Source organism: Thiomonas sp. OC7 (genome assembly GCF_900634595.1).
GTDB lineage: Bacteria > Pseudomonadota > Gammaproteobacteria > Burkholderiales > Burkholderiaceae_C > Thiomonas > Thiomonas arsenitoxydans.
This window is the reverse complement of sequence record NZ_LR131953.1, coordinates 1,593,655-1,607,570: the sequence shown is the minus strand read 5'-3', so window position 1 is coordinate 1,607,570 and position 13,916 is coordinate 1,593,655. Positions and strand designations below refer to the sequence as shown.

The 13,916-nt window shown below is 65.6% G+C and carries 10 protein-coding genes; 4 read left to right on the top strand and 6 right to left on the bottom strand.

Features of this window, described 5'->3' with window-relative positions:
- Positions 1-3: 3 nt before the first annotated feature.
- The 5 genes from BIO17B3_RS07770 to metE form a co-directional block, all read right to left on the bottom strand.
- A complete protein-coding gene (locus tag BIO17B3_RS07770; RefSeq protein WP_156053666.1) occupies positions 4-1,056 on the bottom strand; it encodes an ABC transporter ATP-binding protein in 1,053 nt (350 codons plus the stop codon).
- Between the two features lie 39 nt (positions 1,057-1,095).
- Positions 1,096-1,926: an ABC transporter permease gene (locus BIO17B3_RS07765; protein ID WP_156053665.1), complete on the bottom strand. Its 831-nt coding sequence runs from the start codon at positions 1,924-1,926 to the stop codon at positions 1,096-1,098.
- Between the two features lie 51 nt (positions 1,927-1,977).
- The gene (locus BIO17B3_RS07760; RefSeq protein WP_156053664.1) at positions 1,978-2,913 is read right to left on the bottom strand and encodes an extracellular solute-binding protein; all 936 of its coding nucleotides are present in this window, start codon (positions 2,911-2,913) and stop codon (positions 1,978-1,980) included.
- 306 nt (positions 2,914-3,219) lie between these two features.
- On the bottom strand, positions 3,220-5,592 hold the full coding sequence (locus BIO17B3_RS07755) for a DUF1631 family protein (RefSeq protein WP_156053663.1): 2,373 nt from the start codon (positions 5,590-5,592) through the stop codon (positions 3,220-3,222).
- A 379-nt stretch (positions 5,593-5,971) separates the two neighbouring features.
- Positions 5,972-8,353 (bottom strand): 5-methyltetrahydropteroyltriglutamate--homocysteine S-methyltransferase, encoded by a 2,382-nt coding sequence (gene metE, locus BIO17B3_RS07750; RefSeq protein ID WP_156053662.1) that lies wholly within the window; start codon positions 8,351-8,353, stop codon positions 5,972-5,974.
- Between the two features lie 111 nt (positions 8,354-8,464).
- Here metE and BIO17B3_RS07745 point away from each other — a divergent pair, with 111 nt between their 5' ends.
- The 4 genes from BIO17B3_RS07745 to BIO17B3_RS07730 all read left to right on the top strand — a co-directional run bounded on the left by BIO17B3_RS07745 (position 8,465) and on the right by BIO17B3_RS07730 (position 12,292).
- Complete coding sequence (locus BIO17B3_RS07745) at positions 8,465-9,376, top strand: LysR family transcriptional regulator (RefSeq protein ID WP_156053661.1); 912 nt, start codon at positions 8,465-8,467, stop codon at positions 9,374-9,376.
- 111 nt (positions 9,377-9,487) lie between these two features.
- Positions 9,488-10,153: a dienelactone hydrolase family protein gene (locus BIO17B3_RS07740; protein ID WP_156053660.1), complete on the top strand. Its 666-nt coding sequence runs from the start codon at positions 9,488-9,490 to the stop codon at positions 10,151-10,153.
- A 51-nt stretch (positions 10,154-10,204) separates the two neighbouring features.
- The gene (locus BIO17B3_RS07735) at positions 10,205-10,756 is read left to right on the top strand and encodes a chorismate lyase (protein ID WP_156053659.1); all 552 of its coding nucleotides are present in this window, start codon (positions 10,205-10,207) and stop codon (positions 10,754-10,756) included.
- A gap of 333 nt (positions 10,757-11,089) precedes the next feature.
- Entirely contained in the window at positions 11,090-12,292 is a 1,203-nt protein-coding gene (locus BIO17B3_RS07730) for a hypothetical protein (protein WP_156053658.1), read from the top strand.
- Positions 12,293-12,335: 43 nt separating this feature from the next.
- Here the strand turns inward: BIO17B3_RS07730 and BIO17B3_RS07725 are convergent, their stop codons facing one another.
- On the bottom strand, positions 12,336-13,841 hold the full coding sequence (locus tag BIO17B3_RS07725) for an amidase (RefSeq protein ID WP_156053657.1): 1,506 nt from the start codon (positions 13,839-13,841) through the stop codon (positions 12,336-12,338).
- Between the last annotated feature and the right edge of the window lie 75 nt (positions 13,842-13,916).

Sequence of the window (13,916 nt, the reverse complement as noted above, 5' to 3'; positions counted from 1 at the left end):
GCTTCAGTGCGGCCAGCACATCAGATGCTCGGGGCGCAGATGCGCCACCACGGGCGCGCCCGCACGCAGGCCGTGGTGGGCAATCAGCCGCAGCGGGGCGCGCAGCCACAGCCGGGCGTCGCCGCAGCGCATGGCCAAAGTCGCGCTCGCGCCCTGAACCACCAGGTGCTCGATCTGGCCTGAGACCGGGTTTTCCAGATCGGCGGACTGGCCCGGTTTGAGCGGGGGCAGACGCACCTCGTCGGGCGACACGGCCCAGTCCACCAAGCCGCCGATCTCGCTCGACGCCATCAAGGGCGCCCACAGCGGCAGCCCGCCTTCTTCCCACTGCAACAGCGTTAATCCGCGCTCAACCGCGTGGCGCAGCACGCGCGCGGTAAAGCGGTTGCGCACGCCCAGCAGCGCCGCAGCCGCCTGATTGGCCGGATGCGCGAACACCTCGGCAGGCGGCCCCTGTTGAATGACCTGCCGACCCGAGAGCAGCACCACCCAGTCCGACATGGCCGCCAGGCTGGCATCGTGCGTGGCGGCCAGCGCCGGCATGGAGAGCTGGTGCATGCGCGACACCAGCTCGGCCATGATGTCGTCGCGGGTGCTGGCATCGAGCGCCGAAGTGGGCTCGTCGAGCAACAGCACCTGCGGCTGCCGCGCCAGCGCCCGGGCCAGCGCCACGCGCTGCTGCTGTCCGCCCGAAAGCTGGGCGGGGCGCAGCTCGGTCTGTTGCGCCAGCCCGACCGACTGCAACAACTTGACGGCCGCCTGCCGCTGAGAGCCCAGCGCCCCGCCCAGCGCATAGGCCACGTTCTCCCAGGCGCGCAAATGCGGAAACAGCGCATACCCCTGCGGCAGATAGCCCACGGGCCGGCGCTGCGGCGGCAGGGCGCAGAAAGGCGGGCCCTGGCTGGGAATGAGCCCCGCCAGCGCCTTCAGCACCGTGGACTTGCCTTCGCCGCTGGAGCCGAGCAGAGCGGTGAAGCCGTGCACCTCGAAATCGACATCGAGCGTGATCGGCTGGCGGATCTGGATATTGACGTGCAGGCTGGCGGGCGAGGGCATGATGTCCGGCAGGGGGTTCAGGCAAGGCTCAGGCAAGGTTCAGCCACCGCGCGGCCCGCGCCGCGACAGCGCGCCGAGCAGCAGGGGCAAGGGCAGGCCGATGAGAAAGAACAGCCAGAGCAGCGGGTACACCGCGGGCAGGCCGGTGTCTTGCAGGTTGACCCACAACTTCACCGGAATGCCCTGCGGGTAATACGCCACGATCAGCACAATGCCGAACTCACCCAATGCCCGCACCCAGGCCAGCGCCACCCCGGCGGCCAGACCCAGCCCAGAAAGCGGCACGGTAATGCGCCAGAAGGTGCGCCAGGGCGACTGCCCCAGGGTGAGCGAAATCTGCTCTAGCTCGCGCGGCACCCCCTCAAACGCCGAGCGCGCGGCGACGATGAAATACGGCGCGCTGCCATACACCTGCGCCAGCAAAAAGGCCGAGGGCGTGTTGGTGAGACTGAGGCCGAGATGATTCAGCGGCTGGCCGATCCAGCTGTATGGCCCGTAACTCATCGACAGCAACAGGCCCATGGCCAGCGGCGGCGTGAGCAGCGGCAGCAGCACCAGCATCTCCATGATCCACTTGCCGCGAAAGTCGTGCCGCGCCAGCCACCAGGCCACCGGCGTGGCGAACATCACCACGAGGGCCACGGCGATCAGGCTGTAGCTCACCGACACCCAGAGCGAGCCCAGGTCGCCTTGCTGCAGATGCAGCGTCTGCCACGGCGTACTGATGAACAGCCCGGCAAAGGGCAGACTGAGAAACAGCAGCCCGGCCAGCCCGGCGCCCGCCACGATCCACGCGCGGCGCGCGGGCGCCTGCTTGGCGTGCGGCGCAAAGAACGGGGCTGCGGCGGTGTCCAGCGGGGTCAGGGTCATGCCGTCATTGTCGTCGCAGCCCGAGGCTCAGAGATCGAGTCAATGAGCCGTTCAATGAGCCGGATGGAGATCGCCGCCCTTGGGAGCGCTATAGCCGTATTGTTTGAACATCGCCTGGCCCCCTGCGCTGGTCATCAACTTGACGAAAGCCGCGCCCGCCTTGGGGTTGGGCGCGTTTTTCAGCACCGCGGCATAAAACACCAGCGGCTGGGTAGACAAGGTGTCGGTCTTGGCGTTGGGGAGCTTGATGTCGAAGTGCACCTTGCTGTACCACTTTTCGATCATGGCGGGATCGCTGAGATTGATCTCTCCGGGCAGCTTGATATAGGGCAGCTTGTGCGAAATCACCGCGCTCAAATAGCCCGAAGTGGCGTCGAGCTGGCCCGACTCCAGTCGCGAGAGCAGCGAGGGCTCCGTGAAAATTTGCTGCTCGTTTTCGACCTTGCCCAGAATTTTGTCGGCCAGTCCCGGCTGCTTGTAAAACTCTTGCGCCAGCAGCATGGTGAACACGATATTGCGGCCCTGCGGGTCGACGGCGGGGTCGGTACGGCCAAAGTGGATGCCGGGCTTTTGCAGCACTTCGTACCACGGCATCTTCCCGGCGGCAGCGGCCTTGAAGTCGGCGGCGAACTTGCTCTTGTCGCTGTAGGCAATCACCATCTGCGTACTGGCCACCGGCACGGCGGTGTCGATCAACCCGGCTTTTTGCAGCACCTCGATGGGGCCGGGGGTGATGGAGACGAACACATCGGGGTTGATCTGCTTGGCCGCGATCAGGTGCGCCAGGCCGAATGCACCGGCGCCCTGACCCTGATACTGCACCTTGTCCTGCTTGGCGATGGCCGGGCCGAGCGCCTTGTCCATCAAGGCGCCCATCGAGCCGGCATAGGCCACCGACAAAACCGGCTCGGCCGCCGAGGCGACCGTCATGCCGCCCAGGCCGATGGCGGTTGCGAGGGAGAGTTTCAACAGAATACGACGATGCATCAATGGCTCCTTGGTAGATGTTCGAGAACAGGCGGATCGAGCGCAACTGTGCGCTCAACGCGATGTTTCGCGAAATATAACGAAGTGGGCCGGAGCGTAGTGTTTTCAGGTGTAAACGCAGCGCGGCCGCGGACTCTCAAGAAAACGCAGGGCCGCCCCAAGTTTTCTTGACCACCTCGCAGCTTGCAAGCCGCTCGGATTCGGCTCCGTCCAAGCTGCCGCAGGGCAGCTTGGAGCCGCGGGTCTCATCCCCCACGGGGGGCGGGTCGGCGAGCCGACCCTGGGGGCGCCCAGGGTCGGGCCGGTTCAGCCGGGTTCGCCAGACTGGCGTTCGCGCAATTGCTCGGCCACGCCCTGCATGGCGCGATCCATCAGACCCTGCGCTTCCAGCGGCAGAATGAGGCCCTGCGCGGCCATGCGCTCCAGCGCGCGGCGGGTCATGGAATGCGCCCGGCCGCCCACCTTGCTGGAGAACATATAAAACAGCCCTTGCGGACTGCGCCAGGTCAGTTGCGCCCGCGCGTTGCGCCCCTGAATCTGCAACTGCACCCAGGTGCCGATGTCGAGCGAGGCGATCAGCCCCGCCACTTCGGAGGGTGAGAGCAGCGCGGAGGGCGAGAGCAGCGCAGGCTCGCCTGGCGGCACGCTGGCCGGGCCTTGCTGCGAATCGGCCGCCTCCGCCGCGATGGGTTGCGACTCGGCGGGCACGTCGCTGGCTTCGATCAGCCCGCTGGTGAGTTTTTCTTCGTTGCGCACCAGCGCTTCGGGCATGGCGGCGGCGGCCGCCGCATTGGTCTGCGGGTGCAGCAGCCGCGACCATTCGCGCTGCAGCAGCAGGGCGTCGTCGCGCGAGGTGGCTTGCTGCGCCTCGCCCTGACCGCGTATGGCCTGCGCCTGCGCGTCCATCAGCCAGGACATGAACTCCTGGCGTTTGTCGGCGGGCAAGGAAATCAGGTCGAGACCTTGGCCCAGCCGTTGCACCAGCGTAGGCAGCAGTTTGAGCAGCGCCTTTCGATCGGCTTCGGCGGTCTTGGGCTGCACGCTCCAGATCAGATCGCTGGCGGTCTGCTTGTAGGTCTGGGTGACCTCGGCGTCTTCCCCAAAGCGCAGCACGGATTCGGCCAACACCGTGGACCAATGCTCGAGCATGAACTCGCGCAACTGGGGATGGGTGTGCAGCCGGGCGAACACTTCGTGCAGATGCCGATACAGCGCGCCGTGCAGCAGGCTGCGGAACTCGGCGCGGCGCAGGGCATCGACCGCATCGGCCTGTTGCTGCTCCACCGCGGCGGCGCTCTCGGCGATATGGCGCTGCAGGTCGGCGAGTTGTTGCTCGAACACCGTGGCGTCGTCTTCCTCGGCGTTGACCACGGCCTCGACCATGCGCGACAGAAACGGCAGGAAGCGCTGGGCCGCGGGCTCTTCCACGCTGGAAAAACCCGCGCTGTATTCGGCCACGCGGTTGAGCAGTTTGCGCGTCGGGTGATTGCGCGAGGAAAACAGGCTGGCGTCGCGCAGACCCAGACGCAGCACCGGGATTTGCAGCCGCGCCAACTGAGCTTTGACCGCAGGCAGCAGCTTGGGGTCGGCCAGGATGTGATCGAACAGCAGCGAGACCACGTCGATGGTGAGCCGCTCCAGCGGCCGGTTGGCAACCTCGTAGAGGCTTTGCCGATGCTGCTCGATGAGGTTCACCGTTGCGGCGGAGGCGGCGGGTTCGTCGCGCCAGTTCACCTCGCGCAGCCCCAGGCGGTCGGTCAGCAGCAGACGGTCGAGCGCATCGCGCAACTGCGGGTTGAGGCCATATGCCTGACCGAGCACCGAGGGGCCGAAGCCCGAAGCCGCAGGGCCGGTCGGGCCGGTCGGGCCGAAGCCGGAGGGTGCAAAGCCGCTTTGGCCACCGTCCGGCGCGCCCGAAGGCGCCGTGGCGAAACGCCCGGCGAGCAATTGCTGCAAGGCTTCCAGATGCAGCTCCGCGCCGGTTTGCGCGGCGTTGACCAGCGCCTGCTCGTCCACCGCTGTGGCGGCGGCGCTGCGTGCGGGCGCGCGGCGCTGCTGACGGTATTGCGCGGGCTCGACCTGCAGTTCAGCCAGACGTTTGTTGTAGAGCGAGTAAGTGTCTTTGAGTGCGGCCGACATGCCCTTGCCGAAAGCTCGCAGCAGCCCCAGGCGCTCTTCCGCGTCGAGATCGACCACGCCGAGCGCGTGGTGCAGCGATTTGCTGAACACCTCGGGCCGCAGCGGGTTGGTCTGCGGCGCGGCGTGTTCGCCCGCGCGCAGGCTGTCGAGCCGCGCGCCCAGATCGCGCACCTCCCACTGGGCTTCGGATTCGAGCATGTGCGTGAGGCGCGAGACTTCCACCCCTTCCTCGAGATCGGATTCATCGACCAGACTGAGCGCCTCGAGCTGCAGTTCGCGCCGCGTGACCGGCTTCTGGCCGAGAATTTCTTCGTCGAGCACCTGATGAAAGCGCTCGACGAAGGCCTGGATCAGTCGACCTTCGTTCTGCCGCAGCGCGTGACTCATGTCGGAGAACTGCTGCCGATCCCGCCCGTTGCCCGCCGCTTCGGCCTGCTGTTCCAGCGCCTCGATGACCTGGCGCACGACCGAGCGCATCAACTCGTCCGAGCGGGCAATGGCGTCATCGATGCAGGACTGGAAAATTTCGGAAGGCAACATGGGCTCTCAGACGGTTTTGCCCTGCGAAAACGGGCATTTTTCACACTGTAAACCGAATTGTCATGCGCTTTCCTGCTTTTCTCCTTGACAGGGTTTCATCTGCCCGCTGTGCGTTGCAGCTTCACGCCAACTTCATAGCCTCGAGGCTATGCGCCTCTCAAGGAAACGCAGGGCCGCTCCAAGTTTCCTTGATCCCCACGGGAGGCGGGCTGGGCAACCCCCTCCCGGCCTCCCCCACTGCGTGGAGGAGGTGAGAACAGCGCTGTGCGGCGCTTCGAATGCCCCTCCCGACCCCCGCCCATGCCATGGGGGAGGTGAGATCACTCCCTCCTCACTTGTGGGGAGGGTTGGGGTGGGGATTGCCCGGCCCTGGGGGCGCTCAGTGGCAGTCGTGCGCGCAGCAGGTGCTGTGGGCGCTGGCCTTAACGTCTGCGGGAACGGCAGGCGGCGGGGCGATGCGGCCGTGCGTCTGCAATTCATGGCGCAGATCGCGTGCCGCCTGAACCATATGCCGCAGCGCCGCTTCGGTCTCCGGCCAGGCGCGGGTTTTGAGGCCGCAGTCCGGGTTGACCCAAAGTCGTTCGGGCGCGATGAGCTGCGCGGCGCGGCGCAGCAGTCGGGCCATGTCGGCCGCCGAAGGCACGCGGGGCGAATGAATGTCGTACACGCCGGGGCCGATATCGTTCGGGTAGGCGAAGGCGCCGAAGCCGTCGAGCAGTTCCATATTCGAGCGCGAGGTTTCGATGGTGATGACGTCGGCGTCCATCGCCGCGATGGACGGCAGAATGTCGTTGAACTCCGAGTAGCACATATGGGTGTGAATCTGCGTGTCATCGCGCGCCACGCCAGCCGACACGCCGAACGCTCGCACCGCCCAGCTCAGGTATTGCGGCCAGTTGTCGCGCTTGAGCGGCAGGCCCTCGCGGAAGGCGGGTTCGTCGATCTGGATGATGGCAATGCCCGCGTTCTGCAGATCGCTCACCTCGTCGCGCACCGCCAGCGCGAGTTGCAGCGCCACCTGATCGCGCGGCAGATCGTCGCGCACGAAGCTCCATTGCAACAGGGTGATCGGCCCGGTGAGCATGCCCTTGACCGGCCGCGGGGTGAGTGCCTGCGCGTGCCGCGCGGTATCCACCGTCATCGGCTCGGGCCGCCACACATCGCCCCAGATGATGGGCGGATTGACGCAGCGCGAACCATAGCTCTGCACCCAGCCGCCCGCGCTGAAGGTGTAGCCCCAGAGCTGTTCGCCGAAAAATTCCACCATGTCGTTGCGTTCGGCCTCGCCATGCACCAGCACGTCCAGGCCGATGTCTTCCTGTTTGCGGATGACGGCGGCGATCTCTTCGCGCATTTTCTGCAGATAGTCGGTATGCCGCAGTTCGCCGCGGCGCCAGGCCGCGCGGGCAGCGCGAATTTCGGCGGTCTGCGGGAAGGAACCGATGGTGGTCGTGGGCAGTGGCGGCAGGTTCAGTCGCGCGTGCTGCGCGGCGATGCGCTGGGTATAGGGCGCGCTGCGCCGGGCGTCGGTCTCGCTGAGCGCCTCCACGCGGCGGCGCACTTGCGGCAGGGTCACGCGCGGACAATTGCGGCGCGACGCCAGCGCCTCGGCGTTGGCCCGCAGCGCGTCGCGCACCGCGTCTTCGCCCTGATCGAGCGCCGTGGCGAGCACACGCAGTTCCTCGAGCTTCTCTTCCGCAAAGGCCAGCCAGGGACGCACTTCGGGGTTGAGCCGCGCGCCCGCGCCGTGTTCTGCGGCCAGACTGACGGGCACATGCAGCAGCGAACAAGAAGGCGCGATCCACAGCCGCTCGCCCAGCGCGGCGTGCAGCGGCCGCAAGGCGCGCAGCGCAGCGGCCAGGTCGCTGCGCCACACATTGCGACCGTCGATGATGCCCGCAGACAGCACCCACTGCGGCGGCAGCGCCTCGCGCCAGAGGTCGATCTGCTGCGGCGCCCGCACCAGATCGAGGTGCACGCCATCGACCGGCAGGCCCGCCAGCGTGGCCGGGGCGAAGCTGATCGACTCGAAGTAGGTGCTCAGCAGCAACTTGGGGCGCAGCGCCCCGGCCTGCGCGGGCAGCGCGGCGTAAAGCGTGGGCAGCAAGTCGCGCCAGGGCGTGTCGAGATCGAGGGTGAGCGCGGGTTCGTCAAGCTGCACCCATTCCACCCCCAGCTCGGCCAGCCGGGCCAGCACCCGGGCGTAGGCGCGCGACAGCGCGGGCGCCAGGCTCAGGCGGTCGAAGCCGGGCTGATGCGATTTGGAGAGCCACAGAAAAGTCAGCGGCCCGATCAGCACCGGTTTGGGCGTATGCCCGGCCTCTTGCGCCTCGCGCACGCGGTCGAACAGCGCATCAAAGCCGCCGTCAAACGTCGAGGCAGAGTCGAGTTCGGGGACGAGGTAGTGATAGTTGGTGTCGAACCACTTGGTCATCTCCATCGCGGGCTGCGCCGCATTGCCGCGGGCCAGCGCGAAGTACTGCTCCAAACCGAGTGTGCGGGCATCGAAGCCGAAGCGCGCGGGCAGTGCGCCGAGCAGCGCAGCGGTATCGAGCATGTGGTCGTACAGGGCGAAGTCGCCGACTGCGGCAAAGCGCAATCCGGCATCTCGTTGCTTGGCCCAGTTCGCGGCTCGCAGTTGCGCGGCGGTGGCCTGCAGCTCAGAAGCCGAACTCTTGCCCTGCCAGAAATTTTCGAGGGCGAACTTCAGTTCGCGTTGCGGGCCGATGCGCGGATAGCCCAAGATGTGCGTGGTGGTCATGCCGTTACTCCAGGATGAATTGAATGCAGGCGGCAGTTTGCGCATCGGGCTCAAGTGAATCAAGCGACGAATTTTTAGGTTATGCTGAATTTCATTCAGCTTATGACTGCCATGCTCGAACTCCGCCATCTGCGCTCTCTTATCGCCATCGCCGAGACCGGTCGCATCAACGCTGCGGCCGAGGCCGTGCATCTCACCCCGTCGGCGCTGTCGCACCAGTTGCGCGCGCTGGAGGGTCACTACGGCATGCCGTTGTTGCTGCGCGACGTGCGCGGCCTGCGCTTCACCCCGGCGGGCGAGCGTCTGCTGGCGCTGGCGCGGCAGATGCGCGAGGCGCAGCAGGCCGCCGAGCAAGACTTGCAGCGTATTCAGGGCGATACCCGCGGCACCCTGCGGTTGGTTCTCGAATGCCACACTTGCTTCGAATGGCTGATGCCGGTGCTCGACGCCTTTCGTCAGCGCTGGCCCGATGTCGAGGTCGATCTGGTCTCGGGCTTTCACCGCGACCCGCTCACGCTGCTGAGCAAGGACAAGGCCGATGTGGTGATCGGCGCGTTGCGCCCGCCAGGGCGGCAGTGGGTTTCGCTGCCGCTGTTTCGCTTCGAAATTCTGCTAGCGCTGCCACCTGGCCATGCCCTGTGTGCGAAGCGCAGCGTGCGCGCCGTTGATCTTCAGGGCGAGACGCTGATCACCTACCCCGCGCCGGATGAGCGTATCGACCTCATCCGCGAGGTGCTGCAGCCTGCGGGCATCAGCCTGCCGCGCCGCACGGCGGAACTCACCATCGCCATTCTGCAACTCGTCGCCAGCAGGCGCGGCGTGGCGGCGCTGCCCAACTGGGCGCTCAAACCCTCGCTGGACAGTGGTTATGTGCAGGCCCGCCGCATCGGCCCGCGCGGGCTGTGGAGCGAATTGCACGCCACCGTGCCGCGAGACCTGGCGCAGCGGCCTTATGTGCGAGATCTGGTGGAAATGGCACGCCAGAGTGTTGCCACGCATCTCGACGGCGTGCAACTGCTGTGACCATGGCCGATCAGGGCGCCGGGGCAAGCTGGCCGGAGCGGCAAGTTCAGCGCCAACGCCGCACAATCTATGCTGGTTCCAACCCCTGAAAACCCCTCGAAGGAGCTTCGAATGACCCATAAAACCCTCACCCTGCACACCGCCGACGGCCAGACCATCGGCGCCTATGTGGCCGAGCCTACTGGCAAACCCAAGGGCGGCATCGTTGTCGTCCAGGAAATTTTTGGCGTCAATGCGCACATCCGCAGCGTGGCCGATGGCTATGCGGCGGCGGGCTATCTCGCCATTGCGCCGGCCGTTTTTGACAGCGTGGAGAAAAACGTCGAACTCGGCTACGACCAAGCGGGCATGGAAAAAGGCATCGCCCTCGTTTCTGCGCTGGGTTTCGACCGCGCTCACGCCTCGGTGCAGGCCGCAGCCAAAGCCGTGGCCGCTGCAGGCAAGGTCGGTGTGGTGGGCTATTGCTGGGGCGGCACCATTGCCTACCTCACGGCTATTCGTGATGGCCTGCCCGCAGTGAGCTATTACGGCGGCCGAAATGTGCAGCTGGTGGGCGAAAAAACCCAGACGCCGCTGCAGTTTCACTACGGCCTGCGCGATGCCCACATCTCAGAGGCTGATCGTGAGGCCGTGCGCGCGGCCAACCCTCAAGCCGAGTTCTATGTGTACGAAGCCGACCACGGTTTCAACTGCGACGCCCGCGCCAGCTTTGATGCAGCCGCCGCCCAACTGGCGCGCGAGCGAGCGCTGGCCTTTTTCGCCAAGCATGTCGGCTGAAAGGTTTACCGCAGGGCGTGCGCGATACTGACGGATTTGCGCAATCCATTCATGGCCCTGCACCGCATCCGCCGTATTTCCGCCCCTGCCGCTGAGTGTTGGCCGCCCGCGTTGCCCGCCGCGCGGCGCAGCGGCATCGAGAGCTGGCTGACTGATCCGGGCTCGCTCACCCAGCGTTTGCGGCGCAGCAGCGCACGCTTCGAGTTGCGGCTGCTGCGGCAAGGCCCGGCGCGCGCCCTGCGCGATGAATATCCGCTGCTCGGCCTGCCGCAAGGCCGCAAGGTCTGGCGCCGCGACGTGCTGCTGGTGGCCGACGGCGTGCCGCGGGTGTTGGGGCATAGCGTGTGTGCGTTGTCCGCCCTGCGCGGGCCGTGGCGGCTGCTGCGGCATCTGGGCGTCAAGCCGGTGGGCGATGCGGTATTCACGCGCCCCCAGACCCGGCGCAGCGCCATGCGGGTCAAGCGGTTGTCGGCGGCTCATCCCTTGCTGCGGCTGGCGCGCTGCAACGGGTGGGCCCGCGAGGAAACGCTGTGGTCGCGGCGTTCGTCCTTCGTTTACGGCGGCACGCCTCTCTGGGTGAGTGAGGTTTTTTTCTCGGGCTGAGCGCCCCCGAGGGGGATGAGGCCCGCGGCTCCAAGCTGCCCTGCGGCAGCTTGGACGGAGCCGAATCCGAGCGGCTTGCAAGCCGCGAGGTGGACAAGAAAACTTGGGGCGGCCCTACGTTTTCTCATGAGTGCGACCAAAGTCACAGACTGGCCCATGGCAACGGTAAAACTCCTTTATTTCCCGGTATGGATTTTGTGTAAATTGCGTGTCGTCAAATATTGCAGGGCTTGAATTCATATACTCCGGCCAGTAGTTGTAACGACTTGCTACGCAATGATGCGGAATGTCACGCGTTGCGCAATCCCCCCTTTTTCTCCCAGGAGAACCACCATGCTGGTCAACAACCTCCGAGAACGCTATTCACCGATGTACTTCCTCGCCGCACTGGGCGCCGGTGGGCTTGCGGTGTCGTTTTTTATCTATCCCATGTTCCTGCTGCCGCACCCGGATACGCCGATGGTGACGTTCAATCACCTGTGGCCCGCGCTCACGGCCGGGGGTAATGCGCTCAATTCGGCGCTGATCGGGATCGATCTGGCGACGATCATCCTGTTTGCCGTGCTGCATTTCTGGCTGCTGGCGTGGAATCTGCGCGAGTTCAAATTATTCCGCCAGACCGACGCCTACAAAAAGCTGCTGACCTCCAACGCCGAAATCAACCTCATGGCCGTGCCGCTGACCCTGGCGATGACCATCAACGTCGCCTTCGTCCTTGGCGCAGTGTTCGTGCCGAATTTGTGGAGCGTGGTGGAGTGGATGTATCCGGGCGCGATTGCCGCCTTCCTCGCCGTGGGCATCTATGCCCTGCGCATTCTCGGCGCTTACTTCACCCGGCTGTTCGTGCATGCGCAGTTCGACTTCGCCGAGAACAACTCGCTGGCGCCGATGGTGTCGATCTTCGCTCTGGCGATGGTGGCCGTGGGCCTGGCTGCACCCGGCGCCATGAGCCATCACCGCGAGATCAACGCCATCGCCATGGTGCTGTCGATCTTTTTCGCCAGTACGGCCATTCTGTTGCTGCTCATCAAGATCGTGCTCGGGTTCGACGCCATTTTGCGCCATGGCATTCAGCCGCAGGCCGCGGGCAGTCTGTGGATTGTCATCCCCATTCTCACTCTGCTGGGCATCACCTGGATTCGCTGGTCCATGGGTCTGTCGCATCAATTCGGCAACGCCAACCATCCGACGGATCTGCTGCTGTTCACCACGGTGGTCGTGTCGCTACAGGTGATCTTCGGACTGATCGGCTATGCGGTGATGAAAAAGGTCAATTACTTTGCCGACTATGCCGGCGGCGCCAAATCCAACGCGGGCGCCTTCGCGCTGATCTGCCCTGGCGTGGCGTTTTTCGTGTTCGGCATGTTCTTCATCAGCTTCGGTCTGGTGATTCCCAAGTTGGTGGGCGCGGGCTCATGGATGTATTACCTGCTCATGGCGCCCCTGATCGCCGTGCAACTCAAAACCATTCAGGTGTACTTCCGCCTGTTTGGCAAGATTTTGCTCAAGCCGCGCCTGCAACTGGCGTCGGCCTGACGCCGCTCGGTAGGCAAAAAAGGACGCCTCGGCGTCCTTTTTTTCATGCGGCAAAGACTGGTGGGCGCCAATGTCCCCAGGGGCGTTCCAGCTCCAGTTGAGTGGCCAGTTGAAACAGCAAGTCTTCACGCCCCCAGGCGGCGCCGAACTGCACGCCCACGGGCAAACCGTTGTCGTCCAGGGCCCATGGAACAGACATCGCTGGCGTGCCGGTGAGGTTGGCCAACTGGGTGAACGGGGTGCGGTGCAGATTGTCGAAGGCGAGTTGCTCCACCAGACCGCTGCGGCGCAACACCCCGTCGAGCCCGAACCGCAGAATCAGTTGCAACGCCGTGCGCTGCCACCTTGGCGCCGCCAGCTCGCCGATGCGAGCCGGAGGTTGCGCGCAGGTGGGTGTGAGGTAGAGATCGAAGCGCGTGAACAACTGGCCCAGCGCGCGCATCGGGCTGTTCCAGCGCGCACGCGCCAGGGCATAGTCGCCCGCCGCAAGGCCGCGTCCGATCAACCCCAGAGCCTGGGTGTCCGTCTCGAAAGCCGAAGCGGGCACGCCCTGTTGCTGCCACCAGGTCAATTGCGCCGCCACCTGTCCGAAGTACATCGTCAGGTAATCGCGCGCCAGTTGCATGCCGTCGCCCACGGGGTCGATCCATTCGACGTGATGCCCCAGCGATTGCAGCAATTGCCCGCAATCCGAAGCGGCGCGCGACCAGACGGCATCGACCGCGCCGCCGATGGGCGAAGCCGTGCTCAGTGCAATGCGCAGCCGTTGTGTCGGCGCCTGCAGCTCCTGCGAAAAGGGCCGGGCCGGCGGCTGGACGATGAACGGATCGCCCGGCTCCGGGCCTGCGATGACATCGAGCAGGGCCGCACTGTCGCGCACCGTGCGGGAAATCGCATGGGTGCTGACGGCTCCCTCCCACTGCTCATCGAACTGAGGCGCACAACTCACCCGCCCACGCGAAGGTTTGAGCCCGAACAAACCGCAATAAGCCGCCGGAATACGGATCGACCCTCCGCCGTCTCCCGCAGCCGCCGCCGGCACAATACCCGCCGCCACCGCAGCCGCGGCACCCCCAGAAGAGCCGCCGGGCGTGTGGTCGAGATTCCACGGATTGCGCGTCGGCCCAAACGCCACCGGCTCGGTGATGGCCTTCAAGCCCAGCTCCGGCGTATTGGTCTTGCCGAAAATCAACAGCCCGGCCTGCTCCCACCGCCGCACGACCGCGTCGGTCTGCGCCACTGGTCTGCGGGCCAACGCAGCATTGCCCTGGCTGGTACCGTACCCGGCTAGATCCATGCTCAGGTCCTTGAGCAGAAACGGAACACCCGCAAACGGGGCGTCCCCGGTGCGCGCGTGCTTCAACCCGGCTTTGGCGTGCTCGCGCAAATCTGCGATGACGGCATTGATTCGCGGATTGATCGCATCACAGCGCGCGATTGCGCTTTGCAAGACCTCCGCAGCATCACACTCGCCACGGCGGATACGCTCAGCAAGATCCAGGGCATCCGGAATGTGAGACGGAATGGCAGATGGGTTTTGAGTCGACATGTCGTGCTCAATGAAAGCACATCCAGCGGGAAACAAAAAGGCCTCTCGGTGAGGGGGGGCCTCAGCGCACTTTAG